The following is a 14,827-nucleotide window of genomic DNA, read 5'->3' as shown; positions in this document are numbered from 1 at the left end:
CAGCTCCTTTGCGCCAGGGCGAGGTCCACGTGAGTCTAGTGGCGGGCTACAGTACGGCCAAGACGGGCCGATACACTTCCCAACGGAGGATATGCCCATGCGAACCCTTTTCCTCGCGCTGCTGGCGCTGAGTGTTACCGGCTGCACCAGTTGGTCGATGAACTATCACCTGAACAATGCCTACCGCGCCTACAAGAACGGCGACTGCCAGCGGGTGCAACTGGAGCTTTCCGAGACCGAGCGCAAGGCCCGCGCGCGGCCGTGGATACAACCGGAGATCTCGATGCTGCGCGGCCAGTGCCTGGAACGCGAGAAGTTCTACGTCGACGCGGCGCAGACCTACCAGTTCATCGTCGCCCGCTATCCCACCAGCGAGTATGCTTACCGGGCCAAGGCACGGCTGGAAACGCTGCGCTTGAACGGCCGCCTGCCCAACGATCTGCGCCTGGACACGCCTACGCCCTGACCGACGGTCGCGGGCCGGCTTGAGCGGCGCGCATAGCTGGCTACTCTCATGGATGCTTCCTGCAAGGAGTTACGAATGCGCGCCCTGTGGCTCTGCGCCTGGTGTTTCCCCCTGCTGGCTTCGGCGGACATCTACCGCTGGACCGACGCTCAGGGAAAGGTGCACTTCAGCGAGACACCACCGCCCGGGGCGCAACGCGTCGAGGTCAAGCCGCAGGTCGTCGAGCGTGATGCGGCGACCCGCGAGCGGGAGGAACGCACCCGTCGTTTCTACGATGCGCGTCGAGATGAAAGTGCCGCCGCCCAGAGCCAGGCGGCGCAGCAGCAGGCCAAGCTGACCCAGCAATGCGCGCAGTGGCGTCACGACCTTGAATCGCTCAGTCATGGCGGTCGCTACTTCACGCAGGACGGCAATGGTGAAAGGACTTACTACAGCGATGCACAGCTCGACGCCGCTCGTCAGGCGCTTAGCGCACGGCTGGCGGAAGGTTGTCGTTAGGACTGGCCCTGCAGGGGCGGCATCGTCATACTGGACGATATTTCATAGCGAAACGCCATTATGCGTCATCAACGACATATCGAGCGCCATCAGCTGCCCTATTACCTGAAGGTGTTCAACAGCATCACCGACAAACCCATGGGTTATCTGGGCAACGTGTCGCTGGATGGACTGCTCCTGATCAGCCAGCTGCCGATGCTGGTGGGTGGCCGCTTCGAAATGCGCCTGAAGATTCCCAGCCACGACGGCAAGCTGCAACTGATCGAGTTCGCCGCCACCTGCCAATGGTGCCGCGAGGACGTCAATCCGGGGCACTACGATTCGGGCTTCAGCCTGGCGGCGCCGCCGATGGAATACGTCGAGCTGGTCGACGCGCTGCGCCGTTATTTCAGTTTTCGCCGGCAGGTGGAGTCGGTCTGAAGCGCAGGACGCGCTGACCGACCTGCACGGTGTGGGACGCCAGGGAGTTGGCGTCCGGATGTGGAGCGGCGTTACAGCGCTCCAGCCTTCTTCCAGCCCAGGTATCGGCTGATCAGTTCCGGCCCCAGCTGACTCGGCCGCGCGTCGAGCACCGGCACGCCATGGGCCATCAGCTTCTCGTGCAGCCCGGCGCGCGCGTTCAGGTAATCCACCGCGCCGCAGTACGCCAGGGCCTCCTCGAAACCTTCCACCGGCGACTGGCGCAGGCGATCCAGCACTTCCTCGCGCAGGCTCGCCACCAGCACGCGGTGCTGGCGCCCCAGGCGCTTCACCGCCGCCACCAGTTCCTCGTCGTCCTCGTCGCGCAGGTTGGTCACTATCACCACCAGCGCGCGGCGGCGCTGGCGCGTGAGTACGGCCTGCACGGCGGCAGGGAAGTCCGCCGGGCGCTGGCTGCTGCGCAGGTCGTAGACGCTGTTGAGCAGGGCGGTGAGCTGGGCGCTGCCCTTGGCCGGCGGCAGGTGGCGCGGCTGGTCGCCGGCGAAGGTCATCAGGCCCACCGCGTCGCCCTGGCGCAGCGCGACATAGGCCAGCAGCAGGCTGGCGTTGAGCGAATGGTCGAAGTGCGAGAGGTCGCCGTCGTGGCTGCGCATGCGCCGACCGCAGTCGAGCAGGAAGAGAATCTGCTGGTCGCGCTCGTCCTGGTACTCGCGGGCGATGGGTGTGCGTTTGCGCGCGGTGGCCTTCCAGTCGATCTGCCGCAGGGTGTCGCCGTCGCGGAACTCGCGCAGCTGGTGGAAATCCAGGCCCAGCCCACGGCGCTGCCCGGCGCGCACGCCGATGCGGTTGAGCCAGTGGTCCACGGCCATCAGTTCGGCGCCATAGAGGCGGGCGAAGTCCGGGTAGACGCGGGTTTCGTCGCGCTGTTCCAGGTAGCGCCGGCCCTTCCACAGGCGCAGCGGGCTCGCCAGTTCGATCTCGCAGCGCGGGAAGACGAAATGCCCGCGCGACAGCGGGCGCACGCGATAGCCCAGCTCGGTCTGTTCTCCGGGATGGAGGTCTACGGTCTGCGGCAGGTATTCGAAGTCCATGCCGGCGGGCAAGTGGTCGAACACCGTGATGCGGTGCGGCTGGGCATAGCGATGATGGAATTGCAGGCGCACCTCGGACCAGCGCCCCAGCGGCAGGTTGCCGCTGAGCTGGCGCTTCAGCTCGGGCGAGGGCGTGCGGCGCAGCCACAGGGCATCGGCCAGTGCCAGCAGGACCAGCGCACACAGCGCTCCCCACCACAGGCGACCGAGCAGCGCCCAGCCCGAGTCCAGTGCCTCGGCCGCGCCCAGGGCGATGGCGATCGCCAGCAGGACGCCGAGCAGCGCGAGGAGCGCGCGCGATGGCTTCATACGCGCGGCGCCGGTACCTGGTCGAGCAGTTGTTGCAGCACCTGGTCCACCGACAGGCCTTCGATCTCCAGTTCCGGCGACAGGCGCACGCGATGCCGCAGTACGGCCAGGGCGCTGCCCTTGACGTCGTCCGGGATCACGAAGTCGCCGCTGCGCAGCAGCGCTCGGGCGCGGGCGCAACGCACCAGGGCGATGGATGCGCGCGGCCCGGCGCCGAGCGCAAGACCCGGCCAGTTGCGCGTGGTGCGGGCAATGCGCACGGCGTAGTCGAGCACCTGGTCGTCGATGGGCAGGTCGGCAGCGATCTTCTGCAGGGCCAGCACGTCCTTGTCCTTGAGCAGCGCGCGCATCGGCGCCACGTCGAGCATGTCGCTGCGCGCCGAGCGGGTGACCTGGCGCACCAGAGTCTGCTCCTCGGCCTCCAGCGGGTAGTCGATGCGCAGCTTGAGCATGAAGCGGTCGAGCTCGGCCTCGGGCAGCGGGTAGGTGCCTTCCTGCTCGATGGGGTTCTGCGTCGCCAGCACCATGAATGGCTGCGGCACCGCCAGGGCGCGGCCCTCGAGGGTGACCTGGCGTTCCTGCATCACTTCCAGCAGGGCGGCCTGGGTCTTGGCCGGCGCGCGGTTGATCTCGTCGGCCAGCAGCAGGTGGGTGAACACCGGGCCCTTGCGCAGCTTGAACTGCTCGGTGGCGAGGTCGTACACGGCGTGGCCGGTAACGTCGCTGGGCATCAGGTCGGGCGTGAACTGGATGCGCGCGAAGCCGCCGTCGAAGCAGCGGGCGAGGGCGCGGACCAGCAGGGTCTTGCCCAGGCCGGGAACGCCTTCGATGAGCACGTGGCCGCCGGCGAGCAGGGCGGTGAGCACATCGTCGATCACCTCCTGCTGGCCGATCAGGGCCTTCTGCAGTTCGTGGCGCAGCGCCTGGGCCAACTGGCTGGCGCGCTGACGCTGGGCAGCGGCATTGGAGGCGGTGGTGGAAGGCTGTTCAGGTTGGTCACTCATAGGGCATTCCTGAGGCTTTGCAGGTGCGCGACCTGGCGGGTGAATTCGGCGACGGCCATGCGTTGTTGCGGATACGGGCGCATGGCCTGGCTGATGGAGCTGACCGACATGCGCGTCATGCGGCCCAGAGCTTGCCATTGTTCGGCGACCGGCAGGCGGTCGAAGCCGGGCTGGCGCTGCCGCGCCCGGCGCATCACGTCACGTTGCAGGCCCTGCAGCAGGGCGAGCTGGCCGCGTTGGCGGAGGATGAAATCGGCGCCGGCGCGCAGGTGTTCTTCCAGTTGCCGGCGGCTGCGGTCCGGGTTGGGCTGCAGCGGGCCCTGGCGCAGGCCGTTGCGCCAGAGCACCAGCACCAGCAGCAGGACGACGGCCAGCAGGGCCTGCGGGAAGTAGCGCAGCAGCAGGGTCATCAGGCTGGTGCCGTCGGCGCGATAGACCAGCGTGACGGCGCTGTCCTGGGTCAGGTACCAGAGCAGCCAGGCGTTGTCGTAGGTGTCGAGTTCGCCGTTCTGCCAGATCCAGTTGTCGGTGAGCACGGTGATCAGCCCCTGGCCCTGCTGCAGTTGCAGCAGGTGGGTGGAATCGGCGCTGTTGGCCCAGGCGTAGGCGAGGTTCTTCGAGTCGAAGAGGTGGTAGTCGGTGTCGAAGTCGATGTAGGCCGGAGCCTTCTCGTTCTCCAGGTAGAGCTTGGTCAGCTGCGGGTAGGGATCGGCTTCCGCCGCCTCGTTTTCCTGGGCGCTGGAAGCCTGGTCCGGGTGGTCTTCCTCCACTTCCGGTTTGTCCGCCTTTTCCTGCGGTCCGTCCTCGGGCGTTGCCGCTGAATCGTCATCGGACGCAGCGGATTTCTCTTCCTTGTCCTTCAGGTCGGAGGTGAGGAATTGCTGCACACCCAACTGGTCCAGCAGCGCGTCGCCGCTCTTGCCTTCCTCTTCGTCCCACAGGCTTTCGGCGGTGACTATGAGGTGGCCGCCGCGATTGGCCCAATCGAGCAGGCGGGCATTCTGGGTGGGCGTGACGTTCTCGCGGGTGCCCAGCAGGATCAGGGTCTGGCCCTTGCTCGGCAACTGGTCCAGCACTTCCATGCCGCGGGCGGTGGTGACGCGGATGCCGCGGCCGCGCAGGTACATCTCGGCGGCGAGATAGGGGTTGGCGCGGGCCTCCGGAGAGGCGCCGTGCTCAATGGTCTCGGTGTAGGGCTCGAGGTTGCGGTACAGGTAGTAGCCGATGCCGCCCAGCACAAGCAAGCACAGCAGCACCAGCAGGACGAGGTTGCTGCGCTTCATGCCCGCACCTCGGTGCCGAACAGATGACGCCATTCGGCGCACAGCTGCTGCTTGAGCTCGGCCCGCGGCGCCCGGTGCCCGTAGGCGAGTGCCTGCCACTGTTGGGTCAGGCTGCGGGCGAAGTTGTCCAGCGGCGGGTCATTCAGGTCGGCCACGCGCACCAGCACTTCGCCTTCGGTGGTCGATTCGCGCAGCGGCACGCGGAAGTCATGCAGCAGGCGGCTGAGCAGGGCGCGGTAGAGCAGGCCGAGCGCGGCGCGGGGTTGTTCGTCCCACAGGCGCTCGGCTTCGCTGGCCACGTCGCTGGGCAGGGTTTCCGGCGCCAGGTCCAGCCCGAACAGCACGCTGGGCGCTTCGCGGCGCGGCTTCTGCGGCAGGCCGATGCGGCCGACGAACAGCCGCAGCCATTCACGGTAGCGCCAGATGACCAGCGCGATGAGGGTGAACAGCAGGCCCCAGAGCAGCACCTCGATACCTTGCGCGGCGAACTTGAAGGCCTTCCAGTTGCCCAGCGCCTCGAAGAAGTTCTTCAGCCGCTTGGCCTCGTCCGGATCGGCCGGCTTCTGTTCTTTCTTCTCTTCATGCAGACGCCAGCTGGTGATTTTTTCGCTGTTCCTGAACGGCGGCGCGGCGAGGATCTTTTCCGCGGCGCTGCGTGAATCTTCGCTGTTGAGTTTCTGCTGGGTCAGTCTTGCGCCCTGCGGGCCGTCGGGGTTCTGGTCGGGCAGCGGGCAGCTCTGGCTGGCCTTGCTGGCGGTTTCCGAGCCGGCGGCCAGTGCGTCGTTGCCTGGCAGCAGGGCAAAGGCGCCGGCCACGACCAGCAGCAGGGCATAGGCGCTGCCGACCAGGCGCTGGCGCAGGCGGCGGAAGACCAGCTCGATGTCCCAGGCTTCCAGCTCGGTCCGGCGATTGAGGTAGAGGGTGAAGCCGCAGGCGACGTACACCGGTTCCCAGACGATCAGCAGCAGGGCGTAGATCAGGTTGCTGATGTGCTCGAGCCACGCCCAGTCGCCTTGTGCGGCGCTGATCAGCGACTTCCACTCCCAGTCCTCGACCCACTGGTTGGGCAGCATCAGGTACATCAGCGTGGTCAGGCCCAGCCACAGCGCCAGTTCGAAATGCATGCCGACGACGGTCAGCCAGGTGGCGCCGCCGGCGTTGCGCTGGCCCAGCACGACCAGGCGCTGGCTGCGCGCCTGGCCCTTGAGGCCTTCGAGTTGCAGCACCGGCAGGTCGAAACTGCGGGTCGGGCTGAAGCGGCGCCAGAGCAGGCTGGGCAGCAGTTGTGCCTTGAGCAGGCCGGGGAAGGCACGCAGTGCCTCCTTGAGCGTCGGCGTGTCGCCGAACAGCGAGCGCGACAGGATGTATAGCGGCAGGCGCTCGAAGGCGGGCTTGAACCACCAGAAGATCAGGATCGCCCAGCTGGAGTAGTTCCACAGCAGCACGGACAGCAGCACGAACACCGGCAGGGTGACGATCGCCCAGCTGGCCATCAGCACGCCGGCGTGACGGCGGGCGAGGAGGATGCCCAGGTCCAGCGCCTCCCAGGCGCTGCGCGGGCGGATGGCGACGCTGGCGTCAGTCAGGCGCATGGCGTCTCCGTCCGGCCAGGAGGAAATAACTGGCTACCAGCAGCCACAGTCCGGCACCGACCCAGTACTTCACCGCCGCCGAAAAGTGCGTGATGGAGGACCAGTAGCCTTCGATGAAGGCGGCGATCAGCAGCATCAGGATCACCCCGCCGATCAGCTGCACCGCGCGCGAGGCCGCCTGGCGCAGGGCTTCCAGGCGGCTCAGGCGTCCGGGCGAGAGCAGCGCCCAGCCGAGCTTCAGGCCCGCGCCACCGGCGAAGGTGATGGCGGTCAGCTCGAAGGCGCCGTGGCCGATGACGAAGGACCAGAAGGTCTCGATGTAGCCGACCTGGGTCAGGTGGCCGGCGACGGTGCCGATCACCACGCCGTTGAACAGCAGGAAGAACAGGCTGCCGACGCAGAAGAGCAGGCCGCTGGCGAAGGTCTGAAAGGCGATGCCGATGTTGTTCATGATGTAGTGGCCGAACATCTGCCAGTCGTCGCCGGCGTCGCGCGTGCTCATGGGGCCCAGGCGCGTGGTGTCCGGCGAGTACATGGACTCCATCTCGGAAACCCGCTCCGGCGCCATGACGCTGTAGACCAGGTCGGGGAAGTGGTAGACCAGCACGCCCATCAGCAGCAGGCTGCCATAGAACAGCAGGCTGGCGAGGGCGATGCAGCGCCACTCCTCGCGCACCAGCCGCGGGAAGCCGGCGACCAGGAAGCCGAGGATGCGCGCGCCCAGGTGGCTGCGGTGGCGGTAGAACTGCTGGTGCCCGCGCATGGCGAGTTGCTGCAGTTGGTCGATCAGGTGACTGCTGTAGCCGCGCTCCTGGGCCAGGGCGAGCTGCTGGCAGATGCGCCGGTAGTCGGCGGCGAACTCCTCGGGCTTGTCGCTGGGTTCCTGGCGCTTGCCGCCTTCCAGTTGCTCCAGGCGCTTGGCAAAGCGCTTCCAGCTGCCCTGGAGGCGTTGCTCGAAGAAGGCCTGCTTCATGGCTGGCCCGTCCCGTTGCCCAGCAGGCCGCTGGCGATGCGGTTGAGGCGTGCCTCCGCCTGCTGCGGCGCGGTGCCCAGCGGTTGCGCGAGGATGCCGGCGAGTTCTTCACGGCGAGCGGCCGACAGCTGCGTGCCGCGTTCGGCGAAGCTCATCAGCGCGCGCTGCTCCTCCAGGCTCAAGGGCCAGGGGGCGAGTTCGGGGGTGGTCTGCGGCACCTGCGGGCGGCTCGGCGGCGGGTCGCGGTAGATCACCAGGGTGCCGGCGGCGAGGTCGCCCAGGCGCTTGAAACCGGCGTTGGACAGGCAGCTGAGCAGCCCGAGCGTATAGGCGAACGGCAGGATATCGGCGAAGCGCAGCAGGTTGCGCAGCAGCGAGGCGGACCAGCCGATCGGCGTGCCGTCGTCGTGCACCACGCGCAGGCCCATCACCTGCTTGCCGGGCGAGCGGCCCTGGTTGAGCACTTCGAAGAGCACCATGTACCACCAGGTCATGATGAAGGTGAGGATCAGCCCCAGGCCCGTGCCCAGTTCGCCGAGGAAGGCCAGCAGCATGAACAGCGCCACCATCAGCAGCACGCGGATGCCCAGGTCGATCAGGTAGGCGAGGGCGCGGGGGACGACACCGGCGGGACGCAGCAGCAGGTCGATGCCTTCCGGGGTCTCCACGTGGTAGCGGGTATCCAGGACGCTCGTGTGGGAAGACGCGTTGGGATGAAGGTCTGCTGGGCTCAAGGGAAACCGCTGTCGATGACGTAGGAGCCAGATGCTAGCCAGCGCGGTGCGGCGAGGCAACCGCGCTGGCGAGGATTGGCCGATGGCGACTTAGTTGGCGGGCGGCAGTACGCCGAAGATGGTGCGGTAGAGCACGCCGATGGCAATGATCGACAGCGGCAGTGTCCAGATCAGGCCGATGCCCAGCGGAATGGCGCTGAGGATCAGGATCACGCCAAGTACCAGGAACAGTCCGAATACCTTGAACCAGTGCTGGGTGATCGCCTTGCGCGAAGCCTCCAGCGCCTGCCAGGGGCTCAGCTTGCGCTCCACCACCAGCGGGATCGCCAGGATGTAGGCGATGCTCAGGTAGATGCCGGGCAGCACCAGGATCAGCACGCCGAGATAGACCAGCAGGGTCATCACCAGGCCGGTGATGAACAGCGGCACGAAGAGGCCGAAGTGGCCGAACATCTCGTTGAACGAGACGGGCTGGTCGGCGGCGCGGCGGATGCCGAGCATGTTGATCCCGGCGAGGAACGGGTAGCCGACCGCGGCCGCCACTATGCCCACTACCAGTTGCAGAATGGCCATGCCGAAGCCGGCTTCGGAGCCGCTGGCGGCAAAGCCGAGGCCCAGCACCAGGCCCAGGACAAAGCTGATGACCTGCACGATGACCATGTAGACGATGAAGCCGAGGATAATCGGCCCCTTGGTGCCGTTGACACGCTGCCAGGCATCCTTGATCAGGCCTTCGATGGAGAAGTCGTAACCGCGTGCGAGCGCCTCCTCGATGCTCGGCACTGTGCCTTTGGCGATGGGGTCCTGCAGCGGGCTGGTGGGTGGTGCGAAGGGATTGGAGGAAGTATCGGTAGTCATGGTTTTGCTCCTTGGGCGCGCATCGGTAACGGCGCGGGAGGGGTAAGGCAGGCTAATGCCGGTGGTGCCGGCGACACTCGATGCGGGTCGCCTCGAAAACCTGGAAGTGGCGCCGGACGCCACTTCCAGCCGGATATCACGCCTTGGCGGGCAGCACGCCGAAGATGGTCCGGTAGAGCACGCCGATGGCGACGATCAGCCACGGCAGCACCCAGATCAGCGCGATGCCCAGGGTCAGGGTGCTGAGCATGAACAGCAGGCCGAACACCAGCAGCAGGCCGAACACCTTGAACCAGTGCTGGGTGATGGCCTTGCGCGAGACTTCCATCGCCGCCCAGGGCGACAGGCCGCGCTCGACCACCAGGGGAATGGCGAGCATGTAGGCGATGCTCAGGTAGATGCCCGGCAGCACGAAGAGGAAGTAGCCGATGAAGATCATGAGGGTGCTCAGCAGCACGCAGACCACCACCTGGAAGGTACGGCCGAAGTGGCTGAAGACTTCGTTGAAGCGCAGCGGCTGGTCGGCCGCACGGCGAATGCCGAGCATGTTCACGCCCGCCAGCAGCGGGTAGCACACCGCCGTGGCGACGAAGCTCAGGACGATGGAGCCGATGAAGAAGGCAACCAGCGCGCCGACCGCCATGCCGCCGGCGGCTTCGCTGTCGCCGAGCAGGCCCATCCCTGCGATGCCGGCTACCCCGACCACGGTGAGGAACAGGCTGAGCACGTTGACCAGGGCGAAGATCGCCGCATAGAAGACCACGAAGCCGCCGATGATCAGGCCCTTGGCGCCCTTGGTGCGACGCCAGGATTCGCCCAGCAGGTCGCCGATGCGGAAGTCGTAGCCGCGGGTCAGGGCCTCGGCGAGGGAAGGTACGGAACCTTGCGCGGCGCCCGGCTCGAGATTGCTCAGCGGGGCGCTGTAGGGATTTTGTGCAGCGATGTCTTGCATGAGGAAAGTCCTTTCCAGTGGGGTGTGTCCTTGCGACGCCCATCATAAAGGCCGGGGCTGGCTAGGTGCCAGTGAGGCGTTTTGGAAGTGTGGCGGGCCGCACTGTTAGACTGCGACGCACTCGCTTGCAGGCAAGGAAAAACGATGAACGCCAGCATCTTCTGGTACGACTACGAAACCACCGGCATCGACCCGCGCCGCGACCGCCCGCTGCAGGTCGCCGGCATCCGCACGGACGAACAGCTCAACGAGATCGGCGAATCGCTGAACCTCTATTGCCGGCCCAGTGACGACATCCTCCCGCATCCGGCCGCCTGCCTGGTCACCGGCATCACCCCCGATCGCCTGGAAGAGCGCGGCCTGGGCGAAGCCGAATTCATGACGCGCCTGTACGCAGAGCTCGCGCAACCGTCCACCTGCGTGGCGGGCTACAACACCTTGCGTTTCGATGACGAAGTGACGCGCTACAGCCTGTACCGCAACTTCTTCGATCCCTATGCCCGAGAGTGGCAGGGCGGCAATAGCCGCTGGGACCTTATCGACATGGTCCGCACCGCCTATGCGCTGCGCCCCGAAGGCATCGTCTGGCCGGAGCAGGACGGCATCGTCAGCCTGAAGCTTGAGCGCCTCACCGCCGCCAACGGCATCGACCACGGGCAGGCGCACGATGCGCTGTCCGACGTTCGCGCCACCATCGCCCTGGCCCGGCTGGTGCGCGACCGCCAGCCCAGGCTGTACGACTACCTCTATCGCCTGCGCGGCAAGCAGGGCGTGCTCGATCAGGTGCGCGTGCTGCAGCCGATGGTGCACATCTCTGGCATGTTCTCCGGCGCCCGTCATTATCTGTCGGTGGTGCTGCCGCTGGGCTGGCACCCGCGCAACCGCAACGCACTGATCGTCTGCGACCTGGGTGCCGACGTTTCGCCCTTGCTGGAGCTGGATGCGGAGACCCTGCGCAAGCGCCTCTACACGCGTCGCGATGAGCTGGCCGAGGGCGAACTGCCGGTGCCGCTGAAGCTGCTGCACATCAACAAGTGCCCGGTGGTGGCGCCGCTCTCGGTGTTGCGTCCGCAGGATCGCGAGCGCATCGGGCTGGACCTCGATGCCTGCCTGGAAGCAGCCCGGACGCTGACCCGGGCGAAGGACATCTGGCAGGACAAACTTGCCCCCTTGTATGCCGAAGAAAGTTTCGCCGGCAGCGAGGATCCCGAGCAGCAGTTGTATGACGGATTTATCGGCGACCGCGACCGAAGATTGTGCGAACAGGTGCGCCAGGCCGATCCTGCGCGGTTGGCGAAAGAGCAATGGCCGTTCGACGATGCGCGACTTCCGGAACTTCTCTTCCGTTATCGGGCACGCAATTTCCCGGAAACTTTGAGTGCCATGGAACAGCAACAATGGCAGGACTTCTGCCGTGCACGCCTGAGTCAGGCCGAGTGGGGCGCGCCGAATACGCTGGATAACTTTGCCGCGGCAATGAACGAACAGTTGGTCAATGCCACGCCGGCCGGACGCCAGGTGCTGCAAGAGTGGGAGAAGTATGCGCAGGTGCTGCGCGCGCGCTATGGGCTGTAGCGCGCCGTACTTTCCCGCAGGCAATAAAAAACGCCAGCATCTGCTGGCGTTTTTCATGTCCGCAAGGCTCAGCCCAGCAGCGTGGCCCAGCCTTCGACGGCTTCGGCGCCCCACTTGGCTTTCCATTCCTTGAGGGTCTTGTGGTTGCCGCCCTTGGTTTCGATCACTTCACCATTGTGCGGGTTCTTGTATTGCTTGACCTTGCGAGCGCGCTTGCTCACGGTGGCCTTGGCGGCGCGCGGCGACTTGCTCAGCTTGGCGTCCGGATCGAGCAGGGCGATGACGTCACGCAGGGACTTGCCATAGCTGGCCATCAGCGCGCGAAGTTTCTCTTCGAACTCGAGCTCTTTCTTCAGCTTGTCGTCCTGCTCCAGGGATTTCAGGCGCTCCTGAAGTTCCTTGATGGCTTCTTCGGTAGCGCGGTACTCGTTGATCAGCGACATGTTGGGTACCTTGTTCTGGGGCCAGCGGTGGCGGAAAGTTTGTAGCAGACATAATAGTCAGCGAAGTTGTTCAAGTAAATGCTTGGGAAAAGTTTTGTGAGTAATTGTCCACTTATTTAAATAATTCATTTCGGTAATTAACCGATGCACTCGCGCAGCGCCGAACTGGCTCTCGTCGGCGCACCGCGGCAATGGCTGATCTTTTCCCCGTCAGCCGCTAGAATGGCCGCCTTCGCGATGTATCTGGAGTACACCCATGCGCACTTTCCGACTGGTGATCGCCTGCCCCGACGGGGTTGGCATCGTCGCCAAGGTGAGTAATTTCCTGGCCACTTACAACGGCTGGATCACCGAGGCCAGTCACCATTCCGACAACGACAACGGCTGGTTCTTCATGCGGCATGAGATTCGTGCCGACTCCCTGCCGTTCGACATCGACGGGTTCCGCCAGGCCTTCGCGCCGATTGCCCGTGAGTTCTCCATGGAATGGCGCATCACCGACTCCTCGGTGAAGAAGCGCGTCGTGCTGATGGCCAGCCGCGAGTCGCATTGCCTGGCCGACCTGCTGCACCGCTGGCACAGCGGCGAGCTGGACTGCGAGATTCCCTGCGTGATCGCCAACCACGATGACCTGCGCAGCATGGTGGAGTGGCACGGTATTCCGTACTTCCATGTCCCGGTGGACCCGAAGAACAAGCAACCGGCCTTCGAGCAGGTGTCGCGCCTGATCGACGAACACCAGGCCGACAACGTGGTGCTGGCGCGCTACATGCAGATCCTGCCGCCGGACCTGTGCCAGAAGTACCGCCACCAGGTGATCAACATCCACCACAGCTTCCTGCCGTCCTTCGTCGGCGCCAAGCCTTACCACCAGGCCTCGCTGCGCGGCGTTAAGCTGATCGGCGCGACCTGCCACTACGTGACCGAGGAACTGGACGCCGGCCCGATCATCGAGCAGGACGTGGTGCGCATCAGCCACCGCGACAACATCGAAGACCTGGTGCGCCTGGGCAAGGACGTGGAGAAGCTGGTGCTGGCCCGCGGCCTGCGCTACCACCTGGAAGACCGCGTGCTGGTGCACGACAACAAGACCGTGGTGTTCGACTGATCCACCCGCTCTCGTTTTAGACTGGGTACTGTGCAGGCTTCCGCCGTCTTCCGGCGGCGGACGCTGCGCTCAACGGAGATGGCCGACATGAGCGACCCGAAGAACCCCGGCACCGCCAACCCGCCGCCCACCCTGGGCGAAGGTTGTACCAGTCGTTACGATCCCGACGCGCTGAGCGACGAGGACGGCACCGAGTTTCCCGGCGCCGCCGAGCTCTGGGATTCGCTCAAGCCTGAGGCGCCGTCCGAAGACGACAAGACGTCCAGCGGCTGAGCCTCAGGCGCGTTCGCGCATCCCGATCAGCTTGCGCAGCAAGGGTCGGCCCGCCATCAGGGCGAACACCGGCGCGCCCATCACCAGATAGAAGTAGTAGGTCACCACGCGCCAGATCAGGATGGCCGCGGCCGCCGTGGACTTGCCCACCAGCGGGGCGAGCAGCGCGGCACTGGTCAGCTCGGTTCCGCCGGCGCCGCCCGGCAGCAGCGTGGCGAGGCCCGCCGCCAGCGACAGCAGCTGGATCAGGAAGGCCCAGGCCCAGTGCAGGTCGACGCCCAGTGCCTTCAAGGTGATGTAGAGCACCGAGAAGCGCAGCGTCCAATGGCAGCAGGTGAAGAAGAAGATCAGCAGCAGCCGGCGCCTGGGTTGGCGCAGGCAGCTCACCAGGGTGTCGCGGAAGTGCAGGGCCTTGCGCGCCCAGTGCAGGCGTGTGCGCGGCTTCATCCCCAGACGCTTGAACAACCGGCCGTTGGCCCGGATCACCCGGCGCTGGAAGCGCGCCAGCAGGACCACGCCGAAGAAGATCCCGCCCAGCAGCACGCCGCTGGTGATCAGTGAGGTCTCAAGATTCGGGCTGACGCTGTGCGACAGCGCCCACACCAGCACCGCCGCGAGTGCGCAAAGGAAGAACAGCAGGTCGCTCAGCTGGTCCACGGCGAAGATCGCGCTGCTGTGCGCCGGGCGCATGCCATGGCGCGCCAGCAGGGCCATCAGGGTCAGCGGGCCGCCGGTGCCGCCGGGGGTGGCATAGAAGGCAAACTCCGAGGCCATGATGATGCCCACCGAGCGTGCCTTGCCGATCTCGCCGGCGCGGCCGTTGAGCAGGACCCGCAGCTTCTGCGCGTTGATCAGCCAGCACAGGCAGATCATGCCGAACATGATCAGCAGCTGGTCGCGGGGGAAGTCGAGGACGTGCACCAGCATTTCCCGGCCACCGAGGGCCAGCGGGATCAGCGAGGCGCCGATCAGCCCGAGCAGCAGCCACCAGGCACGGCTCACGGGCGCACCTGCGAGGAATGAAACGGGACGAGCGAGGCGAAGCGGATGGGCAGTGCCTCCTGTCGGAATCGAACTGTCATGCAGAATGGACCCTGATCGGCATGTGGCGTTCGCCCAACTTTACGTGGGCAGGGGGCCCCCCGCCCCGCGCGCGCCGCACACACAACGGGGGGGGGGGGGGGGGGGGGTGGGCCCCCCCCGGGGACCCCCCGAGGGGGGGCCGGGCGGGCCCCCCCCCGGCGGGGG

At 66.2% G+C, this 14,827-nt stretch carries 16 protein-coding genes; 6 read left to right on the top strand and 10 right to left on the bottom strand.

Annotation, left to right across the window (positions count from 1 at the left end):
• Positions 1 to 97 precede the first annotated feature (97 nt).
• The 3 genes from ACCC94_RS10990 to ACCC94_RS10980 all read left to right on the top strand — a co-directional run bounded on the left by ACCC94_RS10990 (position 98) and on the right by ACCC94_RS10980 (position 1,384).
• Positions 98 to 466 (top strand): tetratricopeptide repeat protein, encoded by a 369-nt coding sequence (locus ACCC94_RS10990; RefSeq protein ID WP_413349491.1) that lies wholly within the window; start codon positions 98 to 100, stop codon positions 464 to 466.
• Between the two features lie 75 nt (positions 467 to 541).
• Positions 542 to 964: a DUF4124 domain-containing protein gene (locus tag ACCC94_RS10985; RefSeq protein WP_413349489.1), complete on the top strand. Its 423-nt coding sequence runs from the start codon at positions 542 to 544 to the stop codon at positions 962 to 964.
• Positions 965 to 1,024: 60 nt separating this feature from the next.
• Positions 1,025 to 1,384 (top strand): PilZ domain-containing protein, encoded by a 360-nt coding sequence (locus ACCC94_RS10980; RefSeq protein ID WP_017519702.1) that lies wholly within the window; start codon positions 1,025 to 1,027, stop codon positions 1,382 to 1,384.
• A gap of 71 nt (positions 1,385 to 1,455) precedes the next feature.
• On the opposite strand, the gene ACCC94_RS10975 is transcribed toward ACCC94_RS10980, so the two are convergent.
• The 8 genes from ACCC94_RS10975 to ACCC94_RS10940 form a co-directional block, all read right to left on the bottom strand.
• Positions 1,456 to 2,784 carry a DUF58 domain-containing protein gene (locus ACCC94_RS10975; protein ID WP_413349487.1) on the bottom strand — a complete coding sequence of 443 codons (1,329 nt, stop codon included), beginning with the start codon at positions 2,782 to 2,784 and terminating at the stop codon, positions 1,456 to 1,458.
• Complete coding sequence (locus ACCC94_RS10970; protein WP_413349485.1) at positions 2,781 to 3,788, bottom strand: AAA family ATPase; 1,008 nt, start codon at positions 3,786 to 3,788, stop codon at positions 2,781 to 2,783. The genes ACCC94_RS10975 and ACCC94_RS10970 overlap by 4 nt, the downstream gene beginning before the upstream one ends.
• Entirely contained in the window at positions 3,785 to 5,071 is a 1,287-nt protein-coding gene (locus tag ACCC94_RS10965; protein ID WP_413349483.1) for a DUF4350 domain-containing protein, read from the bottom strand. Before ACCC94_RS10965 ends, ACCC94_RS10970 begins: the two co-directional genes overlap by 4 nt.
• Positions 5,068 to 6,663, bottom strand: a complete 1,596-nt coding sequence (locus ACCC94_RS10960) for a DUF4129 domain-containing protein (protein WP_413349481.1) — start codon at positions 6,661 to 6,663, stop codon at positions 5,068 to 5,070. Before ACCC94_RS10960 ends, ACCC94_RS10965 begins: the two co-directional genes overlap by 4 nt.
• Positions 6,650 to 7,636 carry a stage II sporulation protein M gene (locus ACCC94_RS10955; RefSeq protein WP_413349479.1) on the bottom strand — a complete coding sequence of 329 codons (987 nt, stop codon included), beginning with the start codon at positions 7,634 to 7,636 and terminating at the stop codon, positions 6,650 to 6,652. Before ACCC94_RS10955 ends, ACCC94_RS10960 begins: the two co-directional genes overlap by 14 nt.
• Entirely contained in the window at positions 7,633 to 8,370 is a 738-nt protein-coding gene (locus ACCC94_RS10950) for an RDD family protein (RefSeq protein WP_413349477.1), read from the bottom strand. The genes ACCC94_RS10955 and ACCC94_RS10950 overlap by 4 nt, the downstream gene beginning before the upstream one ends.
• 90 nt (positions 8,371 to 8,460) lie before the next feature.
• Complete coding sequence (locus ACCC94_RS10945; RefSeq protein ID WP_413349475.1) at positions 8,461 to 9,228, bottom strand: hypothetical protein; 768 nt, start codon at positions 9,226 to 9,228, stop codon at positions 8,461 to 8,463.
• A 136-nt stretch (positions 9,229 to 9,364) separates the two neighbouring features.
• Positions 9,365 to 10,180, bottom strand: a complete 816-nt coding sequence (locus tag ACCC94_RS10940) for a hypothetical protein (RefSeq protein ID WP_413349473.1) — start codon at positions 10,178 to 10,180, stop codon at positions 9,365 to 9,367.
• Between the two features lie 144 nt (positions 10,181 to 10,324).
• Here ACCC94_RS10940 and sbcB point away from each other — a divergent pair, with 144 nt between their 5' ends.
• Complete coding sequence (gene sbcB, locus ACCC94_RS10935) at positions 10,325 to 11,755, top strand: exodeoxyribonuclease I (RefSeq protein WP_413349471.1); 1,431 nt, start codon at positions 10,325 to 10,327, stop codon at positions 11,753 to 11,755.
• 68 nt (positions 11,756 to 11,823) lie between these two features.
• On the opposite strand, the gene mvaT is transcribed toward sbcB, so the two are convergent.
• Positions 11,824 to 12,198, bottom strand: coding sequence for a histone-like nucleoid-structuring protein MvaT (mvaT, locus tag ACCC94_RS10930; protein WP_045211008.1), 375 nt, complete (start codon positions 12,196 to 12,198; stop codon positions 11,824 to 11,826).
• A gap of 256 nt (positions 12,199 to 12,454) precedes the next feature.
• On the opposite strand from mvaT, the gene purU reads away from it, so the two are divergent.
• Positions 12,455 to 13,306: a formyltetrahydrofolate deformylase gene (purU, locus tag ACCC94_RS10925; RefSeq protein ID WP_017519713.1), complete on the top strand. Its 852-nt coding sequence runs from the start codon at positions 12,455 to 12,457 to the stop codon at positions 13,304 to 13,306.
• 87 nt (positions 13,307 to 13,393) lie between these two features.
• Complete coding sequence (locus ACCC94_RS10920; RefSeq protein WP_413349469.1) at positions 13,394 to 13,579, top strand: hypothetical protein; 186 nt, start codon at positions 13,394 to 13,396, stop codon at positions 13,577 to 13,579.
• 3 nt (positions 13,580 to 13,582) lie between these two features.
• Here ACCC94_RS10920 and ACCC94_RS10915 read toward each other — a convergent pair whose 3' ends face one another.
• The gene (locus ACCC94_RS10915) at positions 13,583 to 14,581 is read right to left on the bottom strand and encodes a lysylphosphatidylglycerol synthase transmembrane domain-containing protein (protein WP_413349467.1); all 999 of its coding nucleotides are present in this window, start codon (positions 14,579 to 14,581) and stop codon (positions 13,583 to 13,585) included.
• Positions 14,582 to 14,827: the final 246 nt, after the last annotated feature.

The organism is Pseudomonas sp. Pseusp97 (assembly GCF_047304025.1).
Lineage (GTDB): Bacteria > Pseudomonadota > Gammaproteobacteria > Pseudomonadales > Pseudomonadaceae > Pseudomonas.
The sequence above is the reverse complement of the archived record's forward strand: the minus strand, read 5'-3'. Positions and strand labels throughout refer to the sequence as shown.